Below are 25,019 nucleotides of genomic sequence, written 5' to 3'. Positions count from 1 at the left end.
TCACCGATCCGACTCGTTCCAAACAGGACGAAGGCACGGGCGCACGTCAGAGCGTGTCCCGCGAGATCTGATCGGACACCGAATGGGTGTTGTCGGCCGAGATCTCCCGCGTACCGGACCGGGAGATGAGATCGTCGATGCGCTGGTCGAGGCCCACGGTGCGCTGCACGGCGTCCAGGCTCCGGTGCTCGATCTCCGCCACCGCGATCTCGTCGACCACGCGTGACAACGCGGCGACCCGGTCGATCACCTGATCCCACACCGGGATGAGATCGGCTCGGCGCACGAGCACCTCGCGTCGACCCTCCTCGTCCACCGTGTCCCCCTGCGCCTCGAAGGCCGCGGTGAGTTCCGCGTCCAACTGGGCGAGTGCGACCACGTCCACTGCGATCTGCACCAGTTCGGTTCCCGGGTCGAGCTGCGCCCGGGCCACCGCGAACAGGTCCGAGCGCCAGATCCGCGAGGAGAGGATCCGGTCGTGGTACATCCCGGCGAGGAACAGCAGGGTGTCGTAGCGATCGGCGAACCGATCCGCGTCCGTGCCCGCGAGGGTGCGGACGACGTCGGCGCCCCGCGCGTGCAGCGTGTCGAGGCGCTCCGCCGCGGCGCCGCCGAGGATCCCTCGGGCTCGCGAGAGTGGACCGGGTCCGACACCGAGCGGAGTCGGCGTGTGCCGCAACGCCTCGAAGAGGGCGGTGCGCTGGTCGACGTCGAGGTGGATGCCCTCGCGCCGCTCCCGGCGGATCGCGCGGACCCCCGACGCGTAGTGACCGGAACTCATCACGAACCGCGTGCGGTACGACCCCAGTCGACGTTCGAGCAGCACGTGCCGTTGCAGCAGAGCCAGGCGCGTGGGCCCGGTGCGCAGTACGGCCGTGCGACCGTCGATCCAGTGCAGCTCCTCCGTGATCAGCCGCAGGGTGCCGAATCCGCCCAGTGCGGGGAACTTCCGGCCGGCGCGCAGGCGCGTGAGCGCGATGCCGCGCGTCTCCTCGTCGAGACGACCCAGTGCGACGAGCAGCGCGGCGCGGTCGGACAGCGGCTCGTGAGCGCGTCCGGACCGGTCCGACTCGATGCGCGTCGACTCGGCGATGGTCCGCACGGTGTCCGCTCGACGGGCACGTATGTCCGCGGGGTCACTCGTCACCGTTCTCCACCTCCCCCACCGATTCTGCAGGTGCCACCAGTGTTCCAGATCGAGTCGGGACACGGTTCTCACGTCCGCGGCCACCCCCGCGCGGCACTACCATCGAAGCGTGACGAACATCGAACGACTACGCCACCTCGCCGGGCTCCACGGCGTCGCCACGTCGTACGAGGGGTGGGACAAGGCCCGCCGCGACGTCGGTGAATCCACCCTCCGCTCGGTCCTGACGGCGCTCGACGTGCCCGTCGACAGCGACGACGACATCGAGACCGCGATCGTCGATCACGACGAGGCACCCTGGCGGCGCACCGTGCCGGCGGTCGTCGTGGTCACGTCCGGCAAGGACCACCACGTTCCCGTCCACGTGCCGCACGGGACGTCCGTGACGGTCACCGTCGAGCTCGAGGACGGCGGCACGCGCGAGGCGGCTCAGCAGGACGTCTGGGTCGACCCCCGCGAGATCGACGGCGCCCTCGTCGGCCGAGCCACGTTCGCCGTCCCGGTCGATCTCCCGCTCGGATGGCACACGCTGCGCGCGGAGGGGGACGACGGTCTCGAGGCGTCGTGCACGCTGGTCGTCACGCCGGCCCGTCTGTCCACCGCCGAGGCACTGTCCGATCGTCAACGATGGGGCGTGCTGGCGCAGCTCTACTCCATCCGGTCCGCACAGTCGTGGGGCATCGGCGATCTGGCCGATCTGGCCGACATGGCGGCGATCCTGGGCGGCGAGCACGGGGCGGACTACGTCCTGGTCAATCCGTTGCACGCCGCGGCGCCGCGGCCACCGATCGAGGCCTCGCCCTATCTGCCGACCACCCGTCGATTCTTCAATCCGCTCTACATCCGCGTCGAGAACATCCGCGAGACAGCGATGCTGCCGCGCGACAGGTATGCCCGCATCCGCGACACCGCGCGCCGACTGCACCGCGCCGACGGTCGCACGGACGATCTGGACAGGGACAAATCTCTGCGCGCGAAACTCCGCGCGCTCGAAGCGATCTTCCTCGTTCCGCGGAGCGCGTCCCGCCAGGCCGCGTTCGACGAGTTCCGCGCCGCGGAGGGCGTGGGCCTGCACAACTTCGCGACGTGGTGCGCACTGACGGAGAAGCTGTCGCCGGACGACACGCGATGGCAGACGAAGGCCGCCGCCCCCGGCACGCCGTGGGTCCAGCGGCAGCAGGCGAAACTCGCGCATCGCATCGAGTTCCACAGCTGGCTCCAGTGGATCTGCGACGAGCAGCTGGCCGAGGCGCAGGCCACCGCGCACCGGGCCGGAATGGCCATCGGTGTCGTGCACGATCTGGCTGTGGGAGTGCAGCTCTCGGGTGCCGACGCCTGGTCCCTGGGTTCCGCACTGGCCGAGGGCGTGACCGTCGGCGCTCCCCCGGACGACTTCAATCAGCAAGGGCAGCAGTGGAACCAGCCACCCTGGCGGCCCGACCGACTGGCCGAACTCGGGTACGCACCGTATCGCGACATGCTGCGCACCGTGCTCAAGCACGCGGGCGGGCTGCGGGTCGACCACATCCTCGGACTGTTCCGGCTCTGGTGGATCCCCACCGATGCCGAGACTCCCGCGGGCGGCACCTATGTCACGTACGACCACGAGGCGCTCATCGGCATCCTCGCGCTCGAGGCGGAACTGGCCGGCGCCGTGGTCATCGGTGAGGATCTCGGCGTCTTCGAACCCGTCGTCCAGGACTACCTGGCCGAGCGGGGCGTGCTGGGCACGTCCATCCTGTGGTTCGAGCGGGACGACGACGGCCCCATCGCTCCGGAGAAGTACCGCGAGCTGTGCCTGACCTCGGTGACCACCCACGACCTGCCGCCCACCGCCGGGTACCTGGCGGGTGAGCACATCGATCTGCGATCGCGGCTCGGCCTCCTCGAGAGAGCCGTCGACGAGGAGCGTGCGCAGGACGAGGAACAGCGTGAGTCCGTGCTGGATCTCGCGCGCGAGCGTGGCCTGCTCGCGGACGGTGCGTCCACCGGGGAGACGGTCGCGGCGCTGTACCGGCTGATCCAGCGCAGCCCGTCCCTGCTCATCGGAGTGGCACTGGTGGACATGGTCGGCGAGCACCGCATCCAGAACCAGCCGGGAACCGACGAGACCCAGTATCGGAACTGGCGCGTTCCCCTCGCCGACGCCACGGGCCGCGCGGTCTCGGTGGAGGACCTGCGGCGCGCGGACCCGTTGGTGCAGTACTGAGACGCCCTCACCCCGCCGACGCGGCGGGGTGAGGGTGGTCGTCAGATCGCGCCGAGCAGGGACTCGTCGTCGCGCTTCTCGCCGCTCTTCAGCATCTCGCGCGCGGTGTCGAGTCCTTCCCACACGTTCCACATCAGCACACCGCGCAGCACGGAGTCGTCGTCGAGGTAGTACACGACACCCTCCTTGCCGGGCGTCTTCCAGTCCTCGACCGTCCTGAGGTCGGTGCTCATCGTGCCCACCGCCTGGTAACCGTTGTCGAACACGTCGGAGTAGAAGTACGGCGTGTACGTGTACGGCTCGGTGGAGCCGGCCATGATCTTGCCGACCGTCTTTCCCATGCTGTTGGCGTTGTCCACGTGCTCGATGCGACGACGGCCCAGGATCGCGTCGGGGTAGTTGGCGACGTCGCCCGCGGCGTAGACGTGCTCGTCCGCCGTGCGCAGGAACTCGTCGACCACGATGCCGTTGTCGACGTCGAGCCCCGACTGCTCCGCGAGGTCGGTGTTCGGCGTCACGCCGAGCCCGAAGACCACCGCGTCGGCATCGATCGTGGAACCGTCGCTGAGGGTCAGCGACACCGCATTGCCCTGCTGCGCACCGGAGTCGACCTTCACACCCGTGCGGACCGTGACGCCGTGGTCCTCGAAGTCCTGCTGGAACACCGACGCGAGGTCCGCGGGGAACATGTGGCCGCCCACCACGTCGTCACTGCTCACCAGGGTGACGGTGACCTTGTTCTGCGCGAGCGCCGCGGCGATCTCGGTGCCGATGTAACCACCGCCCACCACGACGATGCGGGTGCCCTCCGTCGCCAGCGCCCGCAGGCGCCGGTAGTCCGCGAAGGTGCGGAAGTAGACGACCCGCTCGGACGGACGCAGGTCCAGCGTCGTCGGGGTCGCCCCGGTCGCCAGCAACAGCGATCCGTAGTGGTGGGTGTCCCCCTTGTCGGTGGTCACCGTGCGGGCGTCGCGATCGATCGACGTGACCGTCGTCGACAGCACCAGCGTCGCACCCGTCTCCTCGGTGCCCAACGGCACCTCGTCGGTGGTGAACTCCGCGTCGGTCCACAACTTCTTGCTCAGCGCGGGGCGGGTGTAGGGACCGTCGACGTCGGAGCCGACGACGAGGATGGTGCCGTTCTCGTCGTGCTCGCGGATCCCCTTGGCGGCGTTGTCGGCCACCATTCCTCCACCGACGATGACGTAGTCGTACTCGGACACGTTGTACCCCTCTTCATGAGCCGTGCGCGCCGACCGAGTCGGGCCGCGCGTCACCTGCACAGGGAGTAGCCGATGCGGACTCCGCGGAAACCCGACCGTGTCGTACCTGCGTGCTGTGATGAGTTCCGACGCTCGGCCGAGTCACATCCGACGGGCGCATCGTCGTGTCACGTCCGGAAGGGAAGTCTCATGGCCTCACGCAGTTCGGGTGCCACCGCCATCAGCGCGGTCGGCCTCGTCAAACGGTACGGGGGCGTCGACGCACTCGACGGTCTCGATCTCGAGGTGCCCGAGGGCACGGTCATGGCACTGCTCGGGCCCAACGGAGCCGGGAAGACCACCACCATCCGCGTGCTCACCACACTGCTGCGGGCCGACGCCGGCACCGCACGGGTGGCGGGCCTCGACGTCGTCGCCGACGCGGCGGAACTCCGCTCACGCATCGGCGTCTCGGGGCAGTACTCCGCGGTGGACGAGTATCTGACGGGCTTCGAGAACCTCGACATGGTCGGCCGGCTGTACCACCTCGGGAAGAAGCGCAGCCGTGATCGGGCACGTGAACTGCTCGAACGGTTCGACCTCGTCAAGGCGGCCGACCGGCCGGTCAAGGGCTACTCGGGTGGGATGCGCCGACGCCTGGACCTGGCGGGCGCCCTCGTCGCCGATCCACCGGTCCTCTTCCTCGACGAGCCCACCACCGGGCTCGATCCTCGCGCCCGCCTCGAGCTGTGGTCGGTGATCGAGGAACTGGTGCAGGGCGGGACGACCCTGCTCCTCACCACCCAGTACCTCGAGGAAGCGGACCAGCTGGCCGACGAGATCGCGGTGATCGATCGTGGTCGCGTCATCGAGCGCGGCACCGCCGACGAACTGAAGTCGCGAGTGGGCGGAGCCAGGCTGGAGTTCGCCTTCGACACGGACGGCGATCTGACGACGGCGCAGGGCGTCATGGAGCGTTTCGCACCGGGTCAGGTCACCTCCGATGCCGCGTCCCGGCGGCTCACGGTCGGTGCGGACGACGGGACCACCACGTTCGTCGACGCGCTGGTCCTGCTCCGCGAGAACGGCGTCACCCCTGCCGACGCCTCGCTGGGCAAGCCCAGCCTCGACGACGTCTTCCTCACTCTCACCGGCCAGACGTCGACCCGGCCCGACGCGGCCGACCAGCAGCCCAGCGGACAGGAGACGGCCCGATGAACTCACCCACCACGGCGCTGAGCGACGGCGCGACCATCGCCCGACGCAACCTCATCAAGATCAAGCGCGTTCCCGACCTCATCGTCTTCACGCTGCTGTCGCCGATCATGTTCGTCCTGGTCTTCGCGTACATCTTCGGGTCGGCCATCGAGATCCCCGGCATGTCCTACCGCGAGTTCCTCATCGCCGGCATCTTCGCGCAGACCGTCATCTTCGGGTCCACGTGGACCGGCCTCGGGCTCGCGGAGGACATGCAGAAGGGCATCATCGACCGCTTCCGCTCCCTGCCCATGGCTCCGTCCGCGGTGCTCGTCGGACGGACCAGCAGCGACATCGTCATCAACGTCATCAGCCTGGTCGTGATGTCCCTGACCGGTCTGCTGGTCGGCTGGCGCATCCGGTCGTCGTTCTGGGAGGCCGCGGCGGGATTCGGGCTGCTGCTGCTCTTCGCCTACGCACTGTCCTGGGTGATGGCGGTGATCGGACTGTGGATCCGGACGCCCGAGGTGTTCAACAACGCCAGCTTCATCGTCATCTTCCCGCTGACGTTCATCGCCAACACGTTCGTGCAGAGTCAGGATCTGCCCGGGATCCTGCAACCCATCGCCGAGTGGAATCCTGTCTCCGCCATCACGCAAGCGAGCCGGGTGCTGTTCGGGAACACGAACCCGACGATGCCGCCTCCGGACGCGTGGCCACTCCAACACCCGGTGCTCGCGACGGTGGGATGGTCGATCCTCATCCTGATCGTCTTCGTACCGTTCGCCATCCATCGCTACACCAAGGCGGTGAGCCGCTGACGTGCTGAGCCGGGGCGGCCGCACCTCGCGTTCACAGCCTGATCACACGAAGTTCGTGTAGAAATTATCTCCTGTGACGGCAACCAGACCTTCTGTGGAGACTGCAGCGGCCGCCCCGTCCGGCGGGGCGCGCCGACCGCAGGAGATGCTGCGTCGCGCCCGCCGCGCGGACATCGCGGTCCCGGCGATCGCCTTCCTCCTGCTCGCCCCGCTCTACAGCGCACTGTCCGTCGTCGGTCAGCACCAGCTGCGCACCTCCGGTTTCGACCTCGGCATCTTCGTGCAGCAGATCGCCTCGTACGCACGCCTCGACGCGCCGACGTCGGATCTGCTGGGCACGGGCTACAACACGCTCGGTGATCACTTCTCTCCGATCACCGCACTGCTCGCGCCCTTCTACCGACTCGCCCCTGTCCCCGAGACCCTGCTGATCGCCCAGGGCGTCCTGTTCGCCGTGGGTGTCGTGCCCCTCTCCCGGTGGGCGTGCCGCAGCCTCGGCACCGTCGCGGGCATCGTGGTGGCCCTCGGCTACGGACTGTCGTGGGGCCTGCAGTCGGCACTGAACTTCGACTTCCACGAGATCGCCTTCGGCGTCCCGATGCTGGCCTTCGCCATGGCAGCGCTCGGCCAGGGGCACTGGCGTGCCGCGGTGGCGTGGACGCTCCCGCTCGTCTTCGTCAAGGAGGACATGGGGCTGACCGTCATCGTGATCGGCGCCCTGATCGCCTGGTGGACCACGGGTCGCACACGGATTCTGGGCCTGGCGACGGCCGCGTGGGGCGCGGCGTGGATCGTGCTGGCCATCACGGTGGTCATACCGCTGCTGAGCGCCGACGACGCCTACGGTCAGGGTTCGAAACTTCCGCCCCTCGGTGAGGGCATCGCCGACACGACACACGGTCTCGTCAGCGGGGACTCGCGTGCCGCGACCGTGCTACTGCTGTTGGCCGTCACCGGCTTCGCAGCACTGCGGTCACCGTTGACGCTGGTGGCAGTACCCACCGTCGCATGGCGGTTCCTCAGCGACAACACCAATTTCTGGAAGCCGATCTTTCATTACAACGCGATCCTGATGCCGATCCTGTTCGCCGCGTTGATCGATGCACTCATTCGCGGTCGGCGCGACATGCACCTGTCACCGCGTGCCCAGAGAGTGGTGCTCGCCGCCGTCGCCGCCGTCGCTCTGGTCGCGCTGCCCTTCCAGCCGCTGGCTCGGCTCGCCGACGCCGACGGGTGGCGCGTCGACCCGCAGGTGACCACCGCGAGAGCCGTGTCGGCATCCATACCGCCAGGGGACCGCGTGTCGGCCTCCAACAACCTGGTCCCGCAGTTCGTGTCCGACCACCCCGTCTCGGTGTTCCCGCAGCGGGAGACCGATTCCACGACACCGGACTGGATCGTCGTGAACATCGGCCGGCCCGCCGGGTGGCCCAAGGACGAGTCGGGCGACAACACGGCGATCAGTGCAGCTCTCGCGGACGGTTACTCGGTCGTCTCCGACGTGAACGGCATCCTCGTACTTCGTCGATGACGGGTCAGCGTCCGGGAACGGGATTCGTCCAGCCCGGGTCGGGTGCCGCATGCCGACCTTCTCCGGACGGCTGTACCGACTGCGGCGCGGTGTCGCTCGCCGACAGCGGAGCCGGGTTGCTCGCCGACGGCGGAGCCGGGTTGCTCACCGACGGCGGAGCCGGGTTGCTCACCGACGGCGGAGCCGGGTTGCTCATCGTCGCAGCTCTCGGCGACGGCTGACGGGGCTCGTCGTCGTCACCGGGAGGCGGCGACGGAGGATCGATCGGGTCGCGATCCGGATCGGGGCCGGTGTGCGGCCCATGACCACCGGACTGCACCTGGGGAGTGGCGGGGAGCGGCGCGGGGCCGGGACCCGGTGTCGGGTCGGGGCGCGACGGTGCGGGGTCCGGCTCGGGAACCGGTGCCGGCGCGGCAGGTGCCGTGACGGCCGGCGTCGGCGCGGGAGCCTCCTCGACCTCGACGACGTCGGCGACGTCGTCGACCACTGGAGCCGGGGCCGTCGCGGGGGGCGGCGGTGCCGTGTCGACCGGCGGCGCGACCGGCTCGGGTGCCGTGACCGCCGGGGCGGGCGGCGTGACGCCGGGGATCTCGAACGGAAGCGGCGGAAGCTGGAAGACGAACGGTGCCGGCGCCGGCGCGGTGCCGTTCTGCACGGCTGCGGCCTGGTCCTCTCGCCGCTCTCTCCGCTCGTCGGCTTCCTGCGCCGCGAGGTCGTCGGCTGCCTGCTTCGCTTCCTTCTCCTGGCGTTCGCGTTCCGCGTCCTCTGCCGCGCGCTCCTTCTGCGACAACTCGTCGCGACGCCTGCTCTCGGCGACCTTCTCCGCCGCCGTGTTCGGTTCGTCGTTCACCGATGTCGGGGCAGCGGACGCCGCGGGAGCGACGAGGACGGACGCGCAGGTCACCAGCCCCCAGGCACCCACGGCCATCGCACTCACGGCCAGACCGGATCCCACTGTGCGTCGGCGGCGTACGGGCGCGCGGTGCGTCATCGTGTGTCTCTCTCGAGTCGTGGCGGGAGGAGGGCCGGAAGACGGGTCACGGAGCGGGACAGACGCCGGTGCAGTCGATCTTGCGGACGATGGCGAAGCCGTCGTCGTCCTCCCGCACCGTGAACTGCTGGTCGTACCGGAACTCCCGGCCGTCCGGAACCGTGAGTGTCAGGACGGCGTCGAAGACGAGCGGGTCGGAGGTGGACGCCACGTCGATGCGGTGCCGTATCGCCGGGTCCACCGCGTCGATGGATCGCTGCAGATCGGCCACCGTGGCGTCCACACCGGCCGTGTCGGACAGATCCCAGAGCGCTGCGGCCGCTGCGGCGTCGCGATCTCGGTAGTACAGATCGTCGTAGCGCACGATCACGGCGGGACCACTCGCGCGGGCCGCATCGATCGGCGGCGCCGCCGACGCGGTCTGATCGGCCGCGCTCGCACCGACACCCGCGGTGGCGACCGGCACCGGTGCGGAATCCGCGGGGGCGCGCTGCATCATGACGGCGGTGCCGAGTCCTCCCGCGACGAGAAGGGCACCGAGGGCGGCGAGGGCGGGAAGTCGCCCGCTGCGACGACTCGGCCGGGTGTCGGCAGAGCGCGCGCGCAGTGTCGCCGTCGTGCTGTCGAAGGAGGGTGTGTGGTCGTCGGCGTGCAGACCCGGGTGCGCGTCGGGAACGATCGGGCGTACGGGCCCGCGCGTCCGCATCACGACGGCGGCGACGTGCGACCAGGCGCGGCGAACGTCCGCATCGGAGTCCGACATGGACGGCACGTCCAGCACGGTGCGGACGCCCGCATCCCCGAGCACGCGTCGCAGATCCGTGGAGCCGGACCGCGAACCGGCATGTACCGCATCGTGTTTGACGACGACGATGCGATCCGACCAGGTGTCGCGGCCGCTGCCGCGGAGCGAGTCCATCAGTGCCACGACGCGCAGTGCGGCGGCCTCGGAATGGGGAATCGGGACGACGATCGAGTCCGCGTCGTCGATCATCGCGACGAAGTACGGCTCGTCGCTGCGGGCGTGCACGACGACGGTCTGCCGGTGGTGCGTCAGGACGGTCAGAACGGCCTCGATGGCGTGCGGGTCCTGCAGCGACGCATCCGCTCCGAGAGCATCGTGCCCTTCGGGCCGGGTGTCGACGTAGTGGGACAGTGCTCGCGGATCGCACTCGGGTGCCACCAGGGCCTCGACGTCCTCGGCGATCTGCGCGGCGGCACCGTGCCCGGTGGCCTCACCGGCCAGATCCCAGGCGATCACGCCCCCCGGCCGACGCTCGCCGACCGCGGCGGACATCCCGGCCAACGCATCGGTGCCGAGATCCACGCCGAGACCGATGTCGGCGATCACGATGCGGTGTCGGACGGGGAGAGCGCCGGACAGGACCCGCCGATCCTCGCTCTCGGTGGTCCCGGGGTGCGAGCCGAACAACCCGCGGCGGTGCGGTCGCGGTTCGTGTTCGACGCCCGGGGTGAGGAATGTGGACACTAGGCGAGCTCGTCGCAGCTCGGTGCCGAGGTGGACCGGACGACAGGCAGGTGGTGACGACTCCTCATACCCTGTCCCCCGTCCTGTTTTCACCGCCTGTAACGGTCCCCCCGACCGCAGTCGAGGAGAATATAGCGCACACGCACGACGTGCGGGCAGTGCTCGGACAACCGACTGCCACGAGACGCCGCGCGCGGGGTGGATCAGGAGTGACCGAAGGGCACCGGCGAGTCGCGACGCAGTCCGCTGGCCCGCAGCACCCGGCGACGGACACCGGCGCGCACCGACTCCTCGCTGCCGATGATGCGCACGGTGCGGCGGGCGCGCGTGATGGCCGTGTACAGCAGTTCCCTCGTCAACAGCGACGACGTCTCGTCCGGGATGACCACCGACACGGTGTCGTACTGGCTTCCCTGACTGCGGTGAATCGTCATGGCGTACACCGTCTGCACGGCCGACAGCCTGCTGGGATGAACGAGGAACGGAGTCGACCCGCGCGCGAACGCGGCGACCACGCCGCCGTGTCCGTCGTCGACGACCACGCCGGTGTCGCCGTTGTAGATACGGTTGTCGTGGTCGTTCGTCGTCACCAGGAGCGGTTGCCCGAGATACCACTGTGCGGCGTCGAGGAAGGTCGAGGTGTCGGCGCCCACGCGGTCCATCGCCCACCGTGCCCAGTGATCCACACCGGAGGGGCCCTCACGGTGCGCGCACAACAGGCGGTGCCGCTCGAGAGCAGCGAGGGCCGCGGCCGCATCACCGGACGCGGGCGGCCGCGGTCACGGCCCGGGCGGTCGAGACCACATCGCGTTCGAGCGACGACACGTCGGACCGCGGACCGAACTCGAGGGCGGGATCGCCCGAGTTCAGCAGGCGCACCACCTCGTCCTCGTCGCCGTCACGCACAGCGACGGCGAGATCGGCGATGACACCGCCGAACCGACGCCCGCGGCTCAGTCGCACGGTGCCCGCGGCGAGTCGGCGCACCTCGCCCGTCGAGAGACTCTTCTCCGACGAGTCCCCCGCCGCAGGGACGGACCCGAGGTCGGCGCCCACCAGGGCAGTGACCACCTCCGGCAACGCCGCCGTCACCGGCCGCGCGACCAGGTCGGCCAACACCGCGCCCGCGTCCACCGAGGTCAGCTGGTCGGGATCGCCGACCAGTACGAGCCTGGTGTCGGCGCGGACCGCCTCCATGAGTCGGCTCATCAGTGTGGACGACACCATGGACGTCTCGTCGACGACGACCACGTCGTACGGGAGCCTGTTGTGTGCGTCGTGGCGGAACCGACTGCGGCTGCCGGGCTGCCAGCCCAGCAGCCGATGCACCGTCATCGCCGGGATGTCGTCTCGCAGTCCCAGTTCCGGTGCCTGCTCGGCCACCGACTCCTGCAGTCGCGCAGCCGCTTTCCCGGTCGGCGCGGCGAGCCCGATCCGTAGACCGGGGCCGTGCACGGCGGTGAGCAGAGCGAGAATACGAGCGACCGTGTGCGTCTTGCCCGTTCCGGGGCCGCCCGCGATGACGGTGGTCCACCCGGTCGCCGCGAGTGCCGCCGCGATGCGCTGCCTGTCGGGCACCTCGGTGCTCGGGAAGTAGGTGGCCAGTCCGTGCCGCACCGCCTCCACGTCGACGGCCGGCGCGTCGAGTGCGCGCGCCGCCAGCACGTCCCGGATCACTTTCTCCTGCAGGTAGTACCGCTGCAGGTAGAGCAACGGGCCGTCCGCGGTGTCCACCACGAGCACCGGTCGCAGCGGACCGCTCTCCCCGCCCAGGACGAGTGGGCTCGCCCGGAGGGCGGCCACGACCGCCGCGTCGTCCGGCCACGGCAGAGCGTCCGTGTCGACCCCGTCGTCGGCCGTGACGTCGCGCAGGCGGGTCAGGTCCAGGCACACCGAGCCGACGCGGACCGCGCGCACGGCGAGTGCCACGGCGAACAGCGCCAGTTCGTCCCGTTCCCCGCCGAGTGCGCCGAGTCGGAGGGCGACGTGCACGTCGGCCGCGGTGAGGACGCCGACGTCGTTGAACGCGCGCAGCACTCCCTTGCCGCGCTGCGCGACAGCGCCCGGGTACACCGCGGTCACGACCGGACTCCTGCGAGCAGATCGGACAGCGCCGTCACGAGATCGGGGGACGGCGCCCAGGAGAAGACCCCGCGCCCGGGCGGAGTGTCCGGGCCGATCATGCCGCGGACGAAGTGGTACTGCACTCCTCCGAGGTGCACGCGGGGGTCGTACCCGGGCCGACGCCACCGGAGATAACGATGCAGCGCAACGGAATAGAGCAGTGCCTGCAGCGGATAGTGCGACTCCATCATCTCGCCGGCCATGTCCTCGACCGTGAAGTCGTCGACGGTGAGGTCGCCACTTCTGATGCGATTGGTCTTGTAGTCCACCACCACGTAGCGGGAATCGTCGGACGACCCGACACGCAGGACCGTGTCGACACTGCCGGTGAGGTAGCCCCGGAGCGTCCGGTCGTCGAGTCGGCGCATCCGCTGCGGATAGGCCGCGAGCACGTCGTCCGAAGCGAGGTGGTCCGCCACGAGGTCGGCGACGGCGTGCACGGTCACGTGCGCCGTCGCGGCGTGGTCACCGCCCGACAACGGGATCTCGAAGTCCATCTCGGCGAGCCTGTTCGACGGGTGGACCTCGGCGAGCGTGCCGGTGCCCGCCGCGCCGAAGTCCAGGGGCGTGCGCAGGACGGCCGTCAGCGCCCGAGAGAGATGATCCGCGTCGATGTCGGCACCGTGTGCCGAGACGGCCTCGACACACCGGCGCTGCACCTCTGCAGGCAGATCGTCGACGGAGGTGTCGACGTACTCGAGAATCTCGTGCACCAGGGTGCCGAACGCGGCTCCCGCGGGCAGACCGTTCATGAGCGAGGGGGCCCCCGCGCCCACACCTGCCGCGAACGGGTCCTCCACCGGTTCGTCGCCGAGTATCGGGTCCTCGGATTCGACGACCTCGACCGGCTGATCGTGCGCGCCCGCGGTCAGCGCAGAGTAGGACGTTCGCCGCCACGCGGTGTCCAGCCTCCGGTCGAAGTGCGCGACGGCCAGTGCGCCACCGCTTCTCTCGGACGTCCGCGCGGGCCGGGCCACCACCGTCACGTCCTGCACCGCCTCGACGCCGATCGCGCTGCCGCAGCGCGACTGCAGGGTCGTCGCCGCGGAGGCATCGTCCTGCAGGCGCACCGTCGACTCCGGTTCCGCGATGCCGGGCACTCTGCCGAAGAGCAGTCGATGCAACGGGGACGCCGCCGTGATCGCCGTCGGTGCCCACCACAGCACCAGACGGCACTGCGCGCGGGTCAGAGCGACGTAGAGGAGGCGCATCTCCTCGCCCGCCGCCTCCTCGTCGTGGCGCTGCTTGCGTTCGCGGTACCCCGGAGTGGAGGACCCACCGACGTCGCGCACACGCGCACCCTCGTCATCGTGGAAGAGCAGGGTGTCCGGATCGAACGATCCGGCGGCACCCCACGCGAACGGGACGTACACGATCGGGAACTCCAACCCCTTCATCGCGTGCACCGTGGCCACCTGCACGGCCTCGGCATCGCTGTCGAGCCGTCGGCTGCGGTCGGCCACAGCGCCGCTCGTGGGGTCCTGGATCCGGTCGGCCAGCCAGCGGGTCAACGAGGTCACCCCGTGTCCGCCCTCGAGCGACTCGCGCTGGACGAGTTGCGCGACGTGCCGCAGGTCCGTCAGATCGCGTTCACCGGATTCGGTTGCCAACAGACGTTTCTGGAGCTCGGTGGATCCGGTGAGATTCTCGACCATCGCCGCGAAGCCCACCCCTGTGACGAGCGCGGACCACTCGCGGCAGCGCGCACTCAGTGCGGAGGTCGCGGCGTCGCCACCCTCGTCGAGGCTGCGAGCCGACCATCCGAGCAACGGTGTGAGCGCGGCGCGCCGCACGACGTCGGCACGGTGCGGTTGTTCCAGTGCCTGCAGGAGCAGCAGCCAGTGCGCCGCGGACTCGGTGGCGAACACCGACGAGCCGCCGTACAGCACGGACGGCACGCCGGCGCGCTCGAGAGCGGACCGCACCTGCTCGGCCTGTCTGCCCGACCGGACGAGCACGGCGATGTCTCCGGGAGCGACAGGCCGCGGCGACGCGCCGTCGACCGTCAGCGTCGCGTCGCCGTCGAGAAGCGCGACGATGTCCTGCGCGACGTCGTCGGCGATACGCAGTCGAACCTTCTCGGTGGCCGGGAGGCCCTTGTTGTTCAGCGGACCGGAGCCCGTTCGACCGAACACGCGCAGGCGCACTGGAGGCAGCGGGTCCCGCGTCGTGGCGGCCAGCAGCCGAGGTTCCCGGTGCGATGCCGTCACCGGAGTGACGACGATGTCGGGATGTCCCAGTGCGGCACCCTCGTACAGGTGCGCGAGCGAGCCGATCACGGCCGCGTCGCTCCGCCAGTTGGTGGTGAGTGCCAGATGCCGGTCCGCCACCGCGACCGCGTCGAGGTAGCTGAGCACCTCGGCGCCGCGGAACGCATAGATGGCCTGCTTGGGATCACCGACGAGAACCAGGGTGCAGTGCCCGTGGAACGCCCTCCGCAGGATGGACCACTGCAGCGGGTCGGTGTCCTGGAACTCGTCGACGAGCACCACCGTGAACTTCTCGCGGACACGCGCGCACGCGGCCGGGCCGTGCGTCTCGTCCGACAGCACGCCGTGCAGGAGTTCGAGGAGGTCGTCGAAGTCACGGACTCCGAGCCTCCGCTTCCGGCGCTCGGTCTCCTCCCGCGCCTCGCGGGCCACCGCGACCCGCTGACCGGCCGCCGTGTCGTCGGGAGCGTCCGGACTGAGCACGGCCCGCCGGTCCGAGACCGCGGCCCGGGCCACCGTGCGCGCCTGCGCGACGGTCAGTGGCGGCGAACCGACCTCTGCGCTGTAGCGACGTAGATACAGGTCGTCGACCACGTCGTCGACGAGATCGTCCACGGACTCGACGAAGGTCGCGTCCGGCTCCCGCTCACCCGCGATCCCGAGTCCGTCGAGCATGCGTTGGCAGAAGCTGTGCGTCGTGGCGATCGTCCCGGCGTCGAACTCCGACAGCGCCGTCAGCAGCCGAGTGCGCCGCAGCACCACCTCGTCGTCGTCGACGTCGGCGAGCAGTGCGATCAGCTCGTCACCGCCCGTACGGGCCGCCGACGGATCCGCCAGGGCGGCCGCGACCTCGGCGAAGCGTGCACGCGTGCGTTCGCGAAGCTCGCGCGTCGCGCCCTTGCTGAACGTCACCAGCAGTACGCCCGCGATGTCGGTGACGCCCTCGGCGACGTAGCGGGCGGCGAGGCCCACGATGGCGTAGGTCTTGCCCGTGCCGGCGCTCGCCTCGAGCACGGTGGTGCCCAGCGGGAGCGGCCCCGTCAGATCGAACGTGCTCATCGCTGCTCCATACCTTCGGGAGCGCTCATCGCTGCTCCATGCTCTCGTGGGTGAGCAACGGCTGCCACACTCGTCGCGCGAGCACACCGAAGCGCGTGCCGTCGGCCGACCACGCCGCCTCGTCGGCGGCCGGATGAATCGCTGTCCACTGCCCGAAGTCGACTCCGCTTCCGTGCACCAGAAGTACCGCCGGCTCCGTGACGTCGCCGAACCGATCCGAGAACTGCTGAGCTGCCGCCGTGAGGGCCATCTCCTCGCTGCTTCCCCGAACGACTCTGGCGGCGTACGCCTCCCCGGACTTCAGCGCCAGAGGCAGTGGCTCGCGCAGACCGCGGTCGCGCAGGTCCGCCAGCTCTGCCAGAACCGCGCGGGCGTCCTCGGGTGTCGTGAGGGTCGACCGCGACACGGGCCGTGAGGACCGACCCCGCGCGGTGGTGACCGCCGTCCACCCGTCCGAGCCACTCTGCGCCGCGACCGCCAGCAGGTGGATCCAGGCCTCCAGTCGCCGCTTCGGGGCCATCCTCGAATAGGACGTGCGCGCCACGGTGGTGCCGTGCACCCCGGGAACGGTGCCCGTGAGCCGCCGTCCCCCGTCCAGATCCACGACGACGTCCACACTCTCCGGCGGCCCGACGTGGATCTCGGCCGCCGCGTCGGCGATGGGCACCACATCGTTCTCGATCTGCTCGAGCAGGCGCGCACCCTGCGCGAAGGGCGGCAGCGTTCCGCGCCGCCACTCCGCGGCCCGGAAGTCGGCCAGTTCCACACCGGTCAGGAGCGCCGACAGCATGCGCTCTCCGATGTCCCAGGCCGACAGCGCGTCCAGCTCCACGGCGAGGGCGTCGACGACGTCGTCGTCCCGCCCCGACAGACCCACCTTCAGTCGCTGCCGCACGAACGCGGTGACGGGGCTCTGCACGAACGCCACCAGCTCCGCCAACGCCACGTCCGCGGAGTCTCGCGCTGGAAGCGGACCATCGAGGAACGGCTGCCGCGGAACGAAGGGAGCGCTCGCCGCCACCGCGCCCGCGAGCGCGGCACTGTCGAACCCGGCGGGAGCGCTGCCGTCGAAGATCGACGGATCGAACGGCTGCAGCGGGTGCCGCGTGACCGCGCGGTTGTTCTCGACCCCCGCCGTGGCCGCCACGACCTCGATGACCTCGGACAACGGGATGGCGGGAGGTTCGTGGGCACCCGACACCGGATTCGCCCCGGTGTGGAAGAGAACCAATTTCTCGCCGGCCGACATGAGGGCGTCGAGCAGCAGCTGACGGTCCTCGCTGCGGATGTCACGCTCGCCGATCAGCGCACCGCGTGCGAGGACGTCGTCGCCGTCGAGGTGGCCGGCGCGCGGGAAGACGTCGTCGTCGAGCCCGAGCAACACCACCACCCGGTGCGGCACCGACCGCATCGGGACCATGGTGCACACCGTCAGTTCTCCGGTGCGGAAGTTCGATCGCGTCGGGCGCCCGGCCAGGCGATCGCGCAACATCGACCGGATGTCGGCGAGCTGCAGGGAGATGTCGTCACCGTGTTCCAGCGCGGCGGACAGTTCCCGCAGCGCGTCGACCCGATGTCGGACGTCTGCCGGCCCGACCTCGGTGAGCAGGTCGATCGCTCGGATCAGGCTCGCGCGCCACGTCCGGACCGGATGCTCGCCCCGCATACCGCGCAACACGACAGAGACCCGGTCGACCAGTTCTGCGTACCGACCGGCGAGATCGATGTCGTTCCCGTCGACGTCGTCCACGGGAAGAGCCAGGCCCAGCCAGTCCCCCGTGGTCTCGTCGGCAGCGGCGCCGAGCAGCAGTCGGTCCATGGCCGCGGTGAACGTGTTCTGACGAAAGTCGCCCAGACCGAACAACTCTCGCTGCACAGAGTCGATGCCCCAACGCGCACCGGACACCCGTGTCCACTCGGCGAGCCGTTCGAGATCGTCGTCGGAGAAGCGGAACCGGGTCCGCACAGCCTCGGACGCAGCGAGATCGAGCATCTGCGACGCGGTGACGCGGTCCCCTGCCATCTCGATCATCGCCGCGATCACGTCGAGCACGGGATTGGTGCGCCGGAGCCCCCGATCCGCCAGCCGCACGCGGAGTCCGTGCGCCGGGTGCGCCGAGGGATCGCCCACCGCGCCCTCGTTCCCGAAGGCCGCTCGCACGAGCGGAGCGAAGGTGTCCACGTCCGGGCACATGATCAGGACGTCGCGCGGTTCGAGCGTCGGATCGTCCTGGAAGAGGTGCAGCAAGGTGTCGCGCAGCACGTCGACCTGCCGGGCGGGGCCGTGGCAGGCGTGGATCTGCACGCTGTCGTCCATCCCCGGGACGTCGGGCGCGGCCGGGGCGCGGTCGGCCACGATGTCGTTCTGCATCCGCCTCAGGACGGTCGTCGACGCCTCGACACGCCGCGCGTCGGACCGCTCCGGATCGGGGAGATGGCGGTCCGCATCTGCCGTCGGTTCGAGAAGCGGTTGCAACTCGCGCACGTCGCGGCCGAGGCTCACCAGCAGGGGATGACCCGCCGTCGACACCGGCGGCGCGTCGACACGCCGCACCGACCCGGCGCCCGCACGGCGGGACGTCGCAGCCCACGAGACCGGGCTGGGGTGTGGCAGCCACAGATGGACGTCGCGGTGATAGGCCACCGCCCGCAGCACGCGTCGCTGCAGGGTGGTGAGACGGGTCGCCCCGAACAGGGACAGGCGCGACGGAAGATCGAGCGTCGACCCGTCCTCGGCGAGGGCGTCGCAGACCGGGTCCAGTCTCTCCGCGGGGCCGGGCACCCCGATGCGCTCCCGCACCCGGCGCCACAGCTCCGCCTGCCACAGGAGATCCGGCGCGAGCGGGGCACCGGCGCCGTCCGTGTCGGCACCGGCCGCCCAGTCGACGATCATCGAGGGCCGTTGTGCGGCATACGAACGGAAGAGCCCAGACACGTGGGACGCGGTGGACCAGCGTCGACCACGGCGGTGATCGTCGGCCGCCGCCGCCGCACCGCCGATGCTCCGGGAGAGAACCGAGCACCAGGGTTCGGTCGAACACTCGTCGATCACGCGTAGGACAGTCCACAGCAACGGGCCCGCGGCCCACGGATCCGAGTCGGCGTCCACGCCCGTCACCACGGCCAGGACGTCGTCGACCAGGCGGCCGGGCGACGGGAAGTCGATGTTCGCCGCGATGCCGTCCGACACTCCTGCCGCCCCCAACGAGAGGGAGAGCCGTTGTCGGAGCCACCGCTCCACGCCCTTCGCCGGGACCGCGACGACGTCTGCGGCGAAGGCGTCCGCGAGGGGCTCGGCGAGCAGCGTCGCGAGACCGGTGGCCAACGTGCTCGCGCGTTCGGCGCGGTGGAGCTCGAGCACGTGGCCCTCCTGGAACGTCGTGGTGTCCCACCGACCGTAGGGTCCGGTGTCGACCCGACCGTAGCGCCCGGCTCCGACAGATCACCATTGACATCCACTGTGCCGTGGTTCACACTCAACCTGTCAGACAGCCTGACAGCAAGCGAAGGAGAACGCCGTGGCCGCCACCCGTACCGAGCACGACCTGCTGGGAGAGCGCGAGGTGCCCGCCGACGTGCTGTGGGGCATCCACACTCTGCGCGCCACCGAGAACTTCCCCATCACCGGACGACCGATCTCGTCGAACACCAAGCTGATCCGCGCGCTCGCCGCCGTGAAGTACGCGGCCGCGGCGGCCAACATCGAACTGGGTCTTCTCGACGAGGTGCGCGGCGACGCGATCCTGCAGGCCGCCCGCGAGATCCTGGACGGCCGGTGGCACGACCAGTTCGTCGTCGACGTGATCCAGGGCGGCGCCGGCACGTCGACCAACATGAACGCCAACGAGGTCATCGCCAACCGCGCGCTGGTGCTGCTCGGCCACCGTCCCGGCGAGTACGCGCACCTGCACCCCAACGAGCACGTCAACCTCGGCCAGTCGACCAACGACGTCTACCCCACCGCCTGCAACATCGCGACGATCCTCGCGGTGGCCGAACTGTCCGAGTCGATGCGCATCCTGCAGGACGCCTTCCGCGCGAAGGCAGAGGAGTTCCGCTCCATCGTCAAGATGGGCAGGACCCAGTTGCAGGACGCCGTGCCGATGACACTGGGCCAGGAGTTCGGCACGTTCGCCGTCATGATCGACGAGGACCGCGCCCGCCTCGAGGAGGCGTCACTGTTGGTGCACGAGATCAACATCGGCGCCACCGCGATCGGTACCGGACTCAACGCCGCCCCCGGCTACCGCGAGGCAGCGGTCCGGCACCTCCGCGAGATCACCGCACTCCCCCTCGTCAGCGCGACGGATCTCGTCGAGGCCACGCAGGACGTCGGTCAGTTCGTGCATCTCTCGGGAGTACTCAAGCGGTGCGCCGTGAAGCTGTCGAAGGTGTGCAACGACCTCCGCCTCCTCTCCTCGGGACCGCGTGCAGGGTTCGGCGAGATCGACCTGCCCGCAGTACAGGCGGGCTCGTCGATCATGCCCGGCAAGGTCAACCCCGTCATCCCCGAGGTGCTCAACCAGGTGGCCTTCCAGGTCATCGGTCAGGACGTCACCATCACGATGGCGGCCGAGGCAGGTCAGCTGCAGCTCAACGCCTTCGAGCCCATCATCATGGAGTCGCTCACCTCCGGCATGACGCACCTGGGTGCGGCCTGCCGGACGCTCGCGGACAAGTGCGTCGTGGGGATCACCGCGCACGAGGCCCACCTGCGAGACAGCGTCGAACACTCCATCGGACTGGTCACGGCACTCAACCCGCACATCGGATACCAGGCCGCCACCGAGATCGCCAAGGAGGCACTCGAGAGCGGACGAGGAGTCGCGGAGCTGGTGCTCGAACGCGGCCTCCTGACAGCGACACGTCTCGAAGAACTGCTCCGCCCCGAACATCTCGCGAACCTCCAGAACTGAGGACCCGATGACCACGACCACCGATCAGCACGGCGCCGACGACGCCCTCCACGCCGCCGAGAACGACGGCTATCACAAAGGCCTGAAAACGCGGCAGGTCCAGATGATCGCCATCGGCGGCGCCATCGGAACCGGCCTCTTCATGGGTGCAGGCGGACGTCTGGCGCAGGCCGGCCCGGCACTCGTCATCGCGTACGCGGTATGCGGGTTCTTCGCTTTCCTCATCCTTCGGGCGCTCGGCGAACTGGTGCTGCACCGGCCCACGTCCGGGTCCTTCGTGTCCTACGCTCGCGAGTTCTTCGGGGAGAAGGCCGCCTTCGTCTCCGGGTGGCTGTACTGGCTCAACTGGTCGATGACCGCCGTCGTAGACGTGACCGCCGTGGCGCTCTACATGAACTTCTTCGGCCGCTACTGGGACCCGATCGCGTCGGTACCGCAGTGGGTCTTCGCCCTCGCTGCACTGCTGCTGGTTCTGTCCCTGAACCTGGTGTCGGTCAAAGTCTTCGGCGAGCTGGAGTTCTGGTTCGCCCTGATCAAGGTGCTCGCCCTGGTGGCGTTCCTGTGCATCGGCCTCTATCTCCTCGTCAAGGGGACACCGAACCAGGAGCAGGGCCTGTCGATGATCGCCGACAACGGCGGGCTGATCCCCAACGGTCTGCTGCCCGCCGTCGTCATCATCCAGGGCGTCGTGTTCGCCTACGCCTCCATCGAGCTGGTCGGCACCGCCGCGGGCGAGACGCCGAACCCCGAGAAGGTCATTCCGAAGGCGATCAACACCGTCATCATCCGCATCGCGGTCTTCTACGTCGGGTCCGTGCTGCTGCTGTCGCTCCTGCTGCCCTACTCCGCCTACCGCGCGGGTGAGAGCCCGTTCGTCACGTTCTTCGGCTCGATCGGAGTCGAGGGCGCGGACACCGCCATGAACCTCATCGTCCTGACGGCGGCGCTGTCCTCGCTCAATGCCGGACTCTACTCGACCGGTCGCATCCTCCGATCGATGGCCGCGGCGGGCAGCGCGCCGCGCTTCGCGATGAAGATGAGCAAGGCCGGCGTGCCCTACGGCGGGATCCTGCTCACGGCAGCGGTTACCCTGCTCGGAGTGGTGCTGAACGCGGTGGTGCCCGAGCAGGCGTTCGAGATCGTGCTCAATCTCGCCGCGCTCGGCATCGTCAGCGCCTGGGCCATGATCGTGTTGTGCCAGCTCAAGCTCTGGCACCTGTCGAAGGAGGGCGTGGTGACGCGGCCGTCCTTCCGGTTGTTCGGCGCCCCGTACACCGGCATCGCCACCCTCGTCTTCCTGGTGGTCGTCCTGGTCCTGATGGGCTTCGACTACCCGATCGGCACCTGGACGCTCGCCTCCCTCCTGGTCATCGTTCCCGCGCTGGTCATCGGCTGGCGCGCAGCGCGCCCGGGCATCGAGCGGCTCGCCCGCGAGCGCGCCCGTGCGGGAGGGGGAACGGTCGCCCGATGAGTTCACCCGCACTGCCGACGGTCGTCGTCCTGACCACCGGCGGAACCATCGCCAGCCGCGTAGGCCCCGACGGTGTCAGCACCACGGGCCGTCACGCCCACGACGTCCTGGTGGATGCCGGACTCCGCGTGGGAGTCCGGGTCCGAGTCACCGACGTCCTGTGCGTCGACAGTGCCGCGATGTCGCTCCTCGACATGGACACCGTCCGCGGCGCCGTCACCGCGGCGCTGCGTGACGACGCGGTGAGCGGCGTCGTCGTCCTGCACGGCACCGACTCCCTCGAGGAGACGGCGATGCTGGTCGATCTCTCCCACACCGACGTTCGCCCCGTCGTGATCACCGGCGCCCAACGCACCGCGGACCACGTCGAGAGCGACGGCCCGCACAACGTCGAGTCGGCGCTCCGCGTGGCCGCCGATCCCGAGCGACGGGGCCACGGTGTACTCGTCGCCTTCGGCCCGCGCGTTCTCCGGGCCCGCGGGGTACGGAAATCGCACACGACCGCGCTCGATGCCTACTCCGGAACGCCGGCGGTGGACCCGGTTCCGCGGGAGACGCTGCCGGACAGTTCGATCGACGGGATCCGGGTCGACGTGGTCGCGCTCTACCCGGGTGTCGACGGACTCGTCATCGACGCCCTGCGGTCCGCCCGCACCGACGGGATCGTGCTGCAGGCGATGGGCGCGGGCAATGCGAACGCCGCCGTCGTCGACGCTGTGCGCCGGTGTACCGATGCCGGTGTCCCGGTGATGTTGTCGACGCGGGTGCCGTCCGGCGGTGTCGTCACCACCTACGGCGGCGGCGGAGGGGGCGCCGACCTGGTACGTGCCGGTGCGGTGTCCGCGGGCGACCTCAGTCCCGCCCAGGCGCGAATCCTGCTGTGCGCGTTGCTGAGCAACCGCCTGCCGGTCACAGCGGATCTGGCCTCGATCAGTACTGCTCGGTGACCATCACCGCAGTCGTCCCGTTCTCGAGTGCCTCGAACACGTGGGGCACGTCGCCGGGGTACGACAGGTAGTCCCCCGGCCCCAGCTCCTCGGTCGCGTCCACCGGCCCGCACACCGCCCGGCCGGACGACACCACCACGTGTTCGATCACCCCGTGCATGTGCGGATCGGACAGCCGGGGCGTCCCCACCTCGGCGGCGAGCAGGTACAGGTCGCGGCGCGCGGTCGGTGGGCAGGACGACAGCAGTGTCGCGGTGTAGTCCGACGACTCCGCGGCGATCGACGGACCCTCACCGCGTCGTACCAGGCGGACCTCCTGCCGCGGCGGTTCCACCAGGCGCGCGAAGGGCACGTTCAGCGTCACGCTCAGAGCCCACAGCGTCTCGACGCTGGGATTGCCCGTTCCCGACTCGAGCTGGGAGAGGGTCGACTTCGCGATACCCGCGCGCCGGGCCACCTCGGCGAGAGACAGGCCCGTACGTCGACGCTCCCGGACGAGCGACGCGGCGATCGCGGCGATGGGTGCGCTGTCGGACATGACTGCATGATGCCACAGTGTTCGTCTCACACTCCCCTCGTTCGCCTTGACGAACGGCACCGCGACCGTTCACCATGAGCACCATGCGTTCGATATGGCGAACACCCCTGTGGCTCACGCTCCGGGACGACCCCGACGTGGCGGTGCGGGACATTGCCGTGGTGTGCCTTGCCGATGCCCTGGTCGGTGCCTCGCTCGGTGCGATCGCCGTCGCCTCCGATCTGCCGTGGTGGCTCCCCTGTCTCCTGTCGATCGCGGTCTTCGCGGGCGCCTCGCAGTTCGTCTTCGTCGGAGTGCTCACCGGCGGCGGCAGCGTTCTGGCGGCCGTCTCCAGCGCGCTCCTCATCAACGGCAGACTGCTTCCGCTCAGCTTCTCGGTGGCACCGCTGCTCGGGGAGCGACCCGCCGTACGACTGCTCGGGGCCCATCTGGTCACCGACGAGTCGGTCGCCTTCTCGATGGCCTCGACCACCAGGCGGGGCAGGACCCTCTCGTTCTGGTTCTGCGGCGCGTTCCTCTTCCTCGCGTGGAATCTGGGCGTGCTGGCCGGTGTAGGCCTCGGCGCCGGCGTGGAGAGCGCGGAGTCGCTCGGACTCGACGCCGCCTTTCCTGCCGTCCTGCTCGCACTCGTGATGCCCTCCCTGCGCGATCGCGTGACACGCATCGCCGCGGGTGTCGGCGCCGTGGTCGCCGTCGCCGCTGGGGTCGTGGTGCCCGCCGGCGTCTCCGTGGTGCTCGCCCTGATCGCCGTCATGCCGTTCGTGCTCCGACACGGGCGTAGGAACGACGCCCCGTGAGCACCGGGGCCATTCTCGCGGGTGTCGCCGCACTCGCCGTCGGCACGTTCGCGTTCCGCCTGATCGGGATCGCGCTGCGCGGGCGCCGGGAACTGTCCGTGTCGGCCGAGAAGTCGATGACCACAGCGGTCGCCGTCGTGTTCGTCGCCCTCGTCGCGACCTCGACGTTTCCCCGTGACGCGGGCCTCGCACTCCCCGCCGGGGTCCTCGTCGCCGCTGTTCTCGCCTGGCGCAGAGCGCCTTTCGTGCTCGTGGTCGTCGCCGCAGCGGCAGTCACCGCGGGCCTGCGCTGGCTCGGCGTCAGCTGACCCGAGCACGGGCGTAGCATCGTCCGAGTGCCCTTGCTCCTGACCTCGCGTCGCTACGTCGA

Annotated in this window: 16 protein-coding genes and 1 pseudogene; 9 read left to right on the top strand and 8 right to left on the bottom strand. The window is 70.0% G+C overall.

From position 1 onward, the window contains the following. Window positions 1-46: 46 nt before the first annotated feature. On the bottom strand, window positions 47-1,147 hold the full coding sequence (locus QE449_RS06305) for a hypothetical protein (protein WP_307091884.1): 1,101 nt from the start codon (window positions 1,145-1,147) through the stop codon (window positions 47-49). Window positions 1,148-1,256: 109 nt separating this feature from the next. Between QE449_RS06305 and malQ the strand changes: the two genes are divergently transcribed. Continuing rightward, window positions 1,257-3,356: a 4-alpha-glucanotransferase gene (malQ, locus tag QE449_RS06300; protein WP_307091882.1), complete on the top strand. Its 2,100-nt coding sequence runs from the start codon at window positions 1,257-1,259 to the stop codon at window positions 3,354-3,356. 41 nt (window positions 3,357-3,397) lie between these two features. Here malQ and QE449_RS06295 read toward each other — a convergent pair whose 3' ends face one another. Then, window positions 3,398-4,579 carry an NAD(P)/FAD-dependent oxidoreductase gene (locus tag QE449_RS06295; RefSeq protein WP_307091880.1) on the bottom strand — a complete coding sequence of 394 codons (1,182 nt, stop codon included), beginning with the start codon at window positions 4,577-4,579 and terminating at the stop codon, window positions 3,398-3,400. A 189-nt stretch (window positions 4,580-4,768) separates the two neighbouring features. Between QE449_RS06295 and QE449_RS06290 the strand changes: the two genes are divergently transcribed. From QE449_RS06290 to QE449_RS06280, 3 genes are all read left to right on the top strand, one after another. Beyond that, window positions 4,769-5,776: an ATP-binding cassette domain-containing protein gene (locus QE449_RS06290; protein WP_307108487.1), complete on the top strand. Its 1,008-nt coding sequence runs from the start codon at window positions 4,769-4,771 to the stop codon at window positions 5,774-5,776. Further along, complete coding sequence (locus QE449_RS06285) at window positions 5,773-6,576, top strand: ABC transporter permease (protein ID WP_027504944.1); 804 nt, start codon at window positions 5,773-5,775, stop codon at window positions 6,574-6,576. Before QE449_RS06290 ends, QE449_RS06285 begins: the two co-directional genes overlap by 4 nt. 94 nt (window positions 6,577-6,670) lie before the next feature. Beyond that, window positions 6,671-8,107 carry a DUF2079 domain-containing protein gene (locus QE449_RS06280; RefSeq protein ID WP_307108486.1) on the top strand — a complete coding sequence of 479 codons (1,437 nt, stop codon included), beginning with the start codon at window positions 6,671-6,673 and terminating at the stop codon, window positions 8,105-8,107. A 4-nt stretch (window positions 8,108-8,111) separates the two neighbouring features. Here the strand turns inward: QE449_RS06280 and QE449_RS06275 are convergent, their stop codons facing one another. The 5 genes and pseudogenes from QE449_RS06275 to recC all read right to left on the bottom strand — a co-directional run bounded on the left by QE449_RS06275 (window position 8,112) and on the right by recC (window position 19,341). Next, the gene (locus QE449_RS06275) at window positions 8,112-9,098 is read right to left on the bottom strand and encodes a hypothetical protein (RefSeq protein WP_307108485.1); all 987 of its coding nucleotides are present in this window, start codon (window positions 9,096-9,098) and stop codon (window positions 8,112-8,114) included. A 46-nt stretch (window positions 9,099-9,144) separates the two neighbouring features. After that, entirely contained in the window at window positions 9,145-10,587 is a 1,443-nt protein-coding gene (locus QE449_RS06270; RefSeq protein ID WP_307108484.1) for a hypothetical protein, read from the bottom strand. Between the two features lie 203 nt (window positions 10,588-10,790). Next, window positions 10,791-12,660, bottom strand: a pseudogene (recD, locus tag QE449_RS06265) (exodeoxyribonuclease V subunit alpha). Window positions 12,661-12,665: 5 nt separating this feature from the next. Continuing rightward, complete coding sequence (locus QE449_RS06260) at window positions 12,666-15,980, bottom strand: UvrD-helicase domain-containing protein (protein WP_307108483.1); 3,315 nt, start codon at window positions 15,978-15,980, stop codon at window positions 12,666-12,668. A 25-nt stretch (window positions 15,981-16,005) separates the two neighbouring features. After that, window positions 16,006-19,341, bottom strand: coding sequence for an exodeoxyribonuclease V subunit gamma (recC, locus tag QE449_RS06255; protein ID WP_307108482.1), 3,336 nt, complete (start codon window positions 19,339-19,341; stop codon window positions 16,006-16,008). 157 nt (window positions 19,342-19,498) lie between these two features. On the opposite strand from recC, the gene QE449_RS06250 reads away from it, so the two are divergent. Genes QE449_RS06250 through QE449_RS06240 form a run of 3 tightly spaced genes read left to right on the top strand, consistent with a single transcriptional unit; the run spans window position 19,499 to window position 23,314 of the window. Continuing rightward, on the top strand, window positions 19,499-20,896 hold the full coding sequence (locus QE449_RS06250; RefSeq protein ID WP_056448361.1) for an aspartate ammonia-lyase: 1,398 nt from the start codon (window positions 19,499-19,501) through the stop codon (window positions 20,894-20,896). A gap of 7 nt (window positions 20,897-20,903) precedes the next feature. Beyond that, entirely contained in the window at window positions 20,904-22,367 is a 1,464-nt protein-coding gene (locus QE449_RS06245; protein ID WP_222639145.1) for an amino acid permease, read from the top strand. Beyond that, on the top strand, window positions 22,364-23,314 hold the full coding sequence (locus QE449_RS06240; protein WP_307108481.1) for an asparaginase: 951 nt from the start codon (window positions 22,364-22,366) through the stop codon (window positions 23,312-23,314). The genes QE449_RS06245 and QE449_RS06240 overlap by 4 nt, the downstream gene beginning before the upstream one ends. On the opposite strand, the gene QE449_RS06235 is transcribed toward QE449_RS06240, so the two are convergent. Beyond that, on the bottom strand, window positions 23,298-23,852 hold the full coding sequence (locus tag QE449_RS06235; protein ID WP_056448549.1) for a helix-turn-helix domain-containing protein: 555 nt from the start codon (window positions 23,850-23,852) through the stop codon (window positions 23,298-23,300). The two genes, QE449_RS06240 and QE449_RS06235, sit on opposite strands and share 17 nt — an antisense overlap. Window positions 23,853-23,926: 74 nt before the next feature. Between QE449_RS06235 and QE449_RS06230 the strand changes: the two genes are divergently transcribed. After that, window positions 23,927-24,649: an AzlC family ABC transporter permease gene (locus tag QE449_RS06230; protein WP_307108480.1), complete on the top strand. Its 723-nt coding sequence runs from the start codon at window positions 23,927-23,929 to the stop codon at window positions 24,647-24,649. Further along, window positions 24,646-24,957 carry an AzlD domain-containing protein gene (locus QE449_RS06225; RefSeq protein ID WP_307108479.1) on the top strand — a complete coding sequence of 104 codons (312 nt, stop codon included), beginning with the start codon at window positions 24,646-24,648 and terminating at the stop codon, window positions 24,955-24,957. The genes QE449_RS06230 and QE449_RS06225 overlap by 4 nt, the downstream gene beginning before the upstream one ends. The last annotated feature ends 62 nt before the right edge of the window (window positions 24,958-25,019 follow it).

It is taken from the genome of Rhodococcus sp. SORGH_AS_0303, assembly GCF_030819335.1.
Classification (GTDB): Bacteria; Actinomycetota; Actinomycetes; order Mycobacteriales; family Mycobacteriaceae; genus Rhodococcoides.
The sequence above is the reverse complement of the archived record's forward strand: the minus strand, read 5'-3'. Positions and strand labels throughout refer to the sequence as shown.

Coding starts and splice junctions, on each gene's coding strand:
- QE449_RS06240 (WP_307108481.1), top strand. CDS start 22,364: ATGAGTTCACCCGCACTGCCGACGGTCGTCGTCCTGACCACCGGCGGA.
- QE449_RS06230 (WP_307108480.1), top strand. CDS start 23,927: ATGAGCACCATGCGTTCGATATGGCGAACACCCCTGTGGCTCACGCTC.
- QE449_RS06245 (WP_222639145.1), top strand. CDS start 20,904: ATGACCACGACCACCGATCAGCACGGCGCCGACGACGCCCTCCACGCC.
- QE449_RS06260 (WP_307108483.1), bottom strand. CDS start 15,980: ATGAGCACGTTCGATCTGACGGGGCCGCTCCCGCTGGGCACCACCGTG.
- QE449_RS06285 (WP_027504944.1), top strand. CDS start 5,773: ATGAACTCACCCACCACGGCGCTGAGCGACGGCGCGACCATCGCCCGA.
- QE449_RS06235 (WP_056448549.1), bottom strand. CDS start 23,852: ATGTCCGACAGCGCACCCATCGCCGCGATCGCCGCGTCGCTCGTCCGG.
- QE449_RS06275 (WP_307108485.1), bottom strand. CDS start 9,098: ATGACGCACCGCGCGCCCGTACGCCGCCGACGCACAGTGGGATCCGGT.
- QE449_RS06290 (WP_307108487.1), top strand. CDS start 4,769: ATGGCCTCACGCAGTTCGGGTGCCACCGCCATCAGCGCGGTCGGCCTC.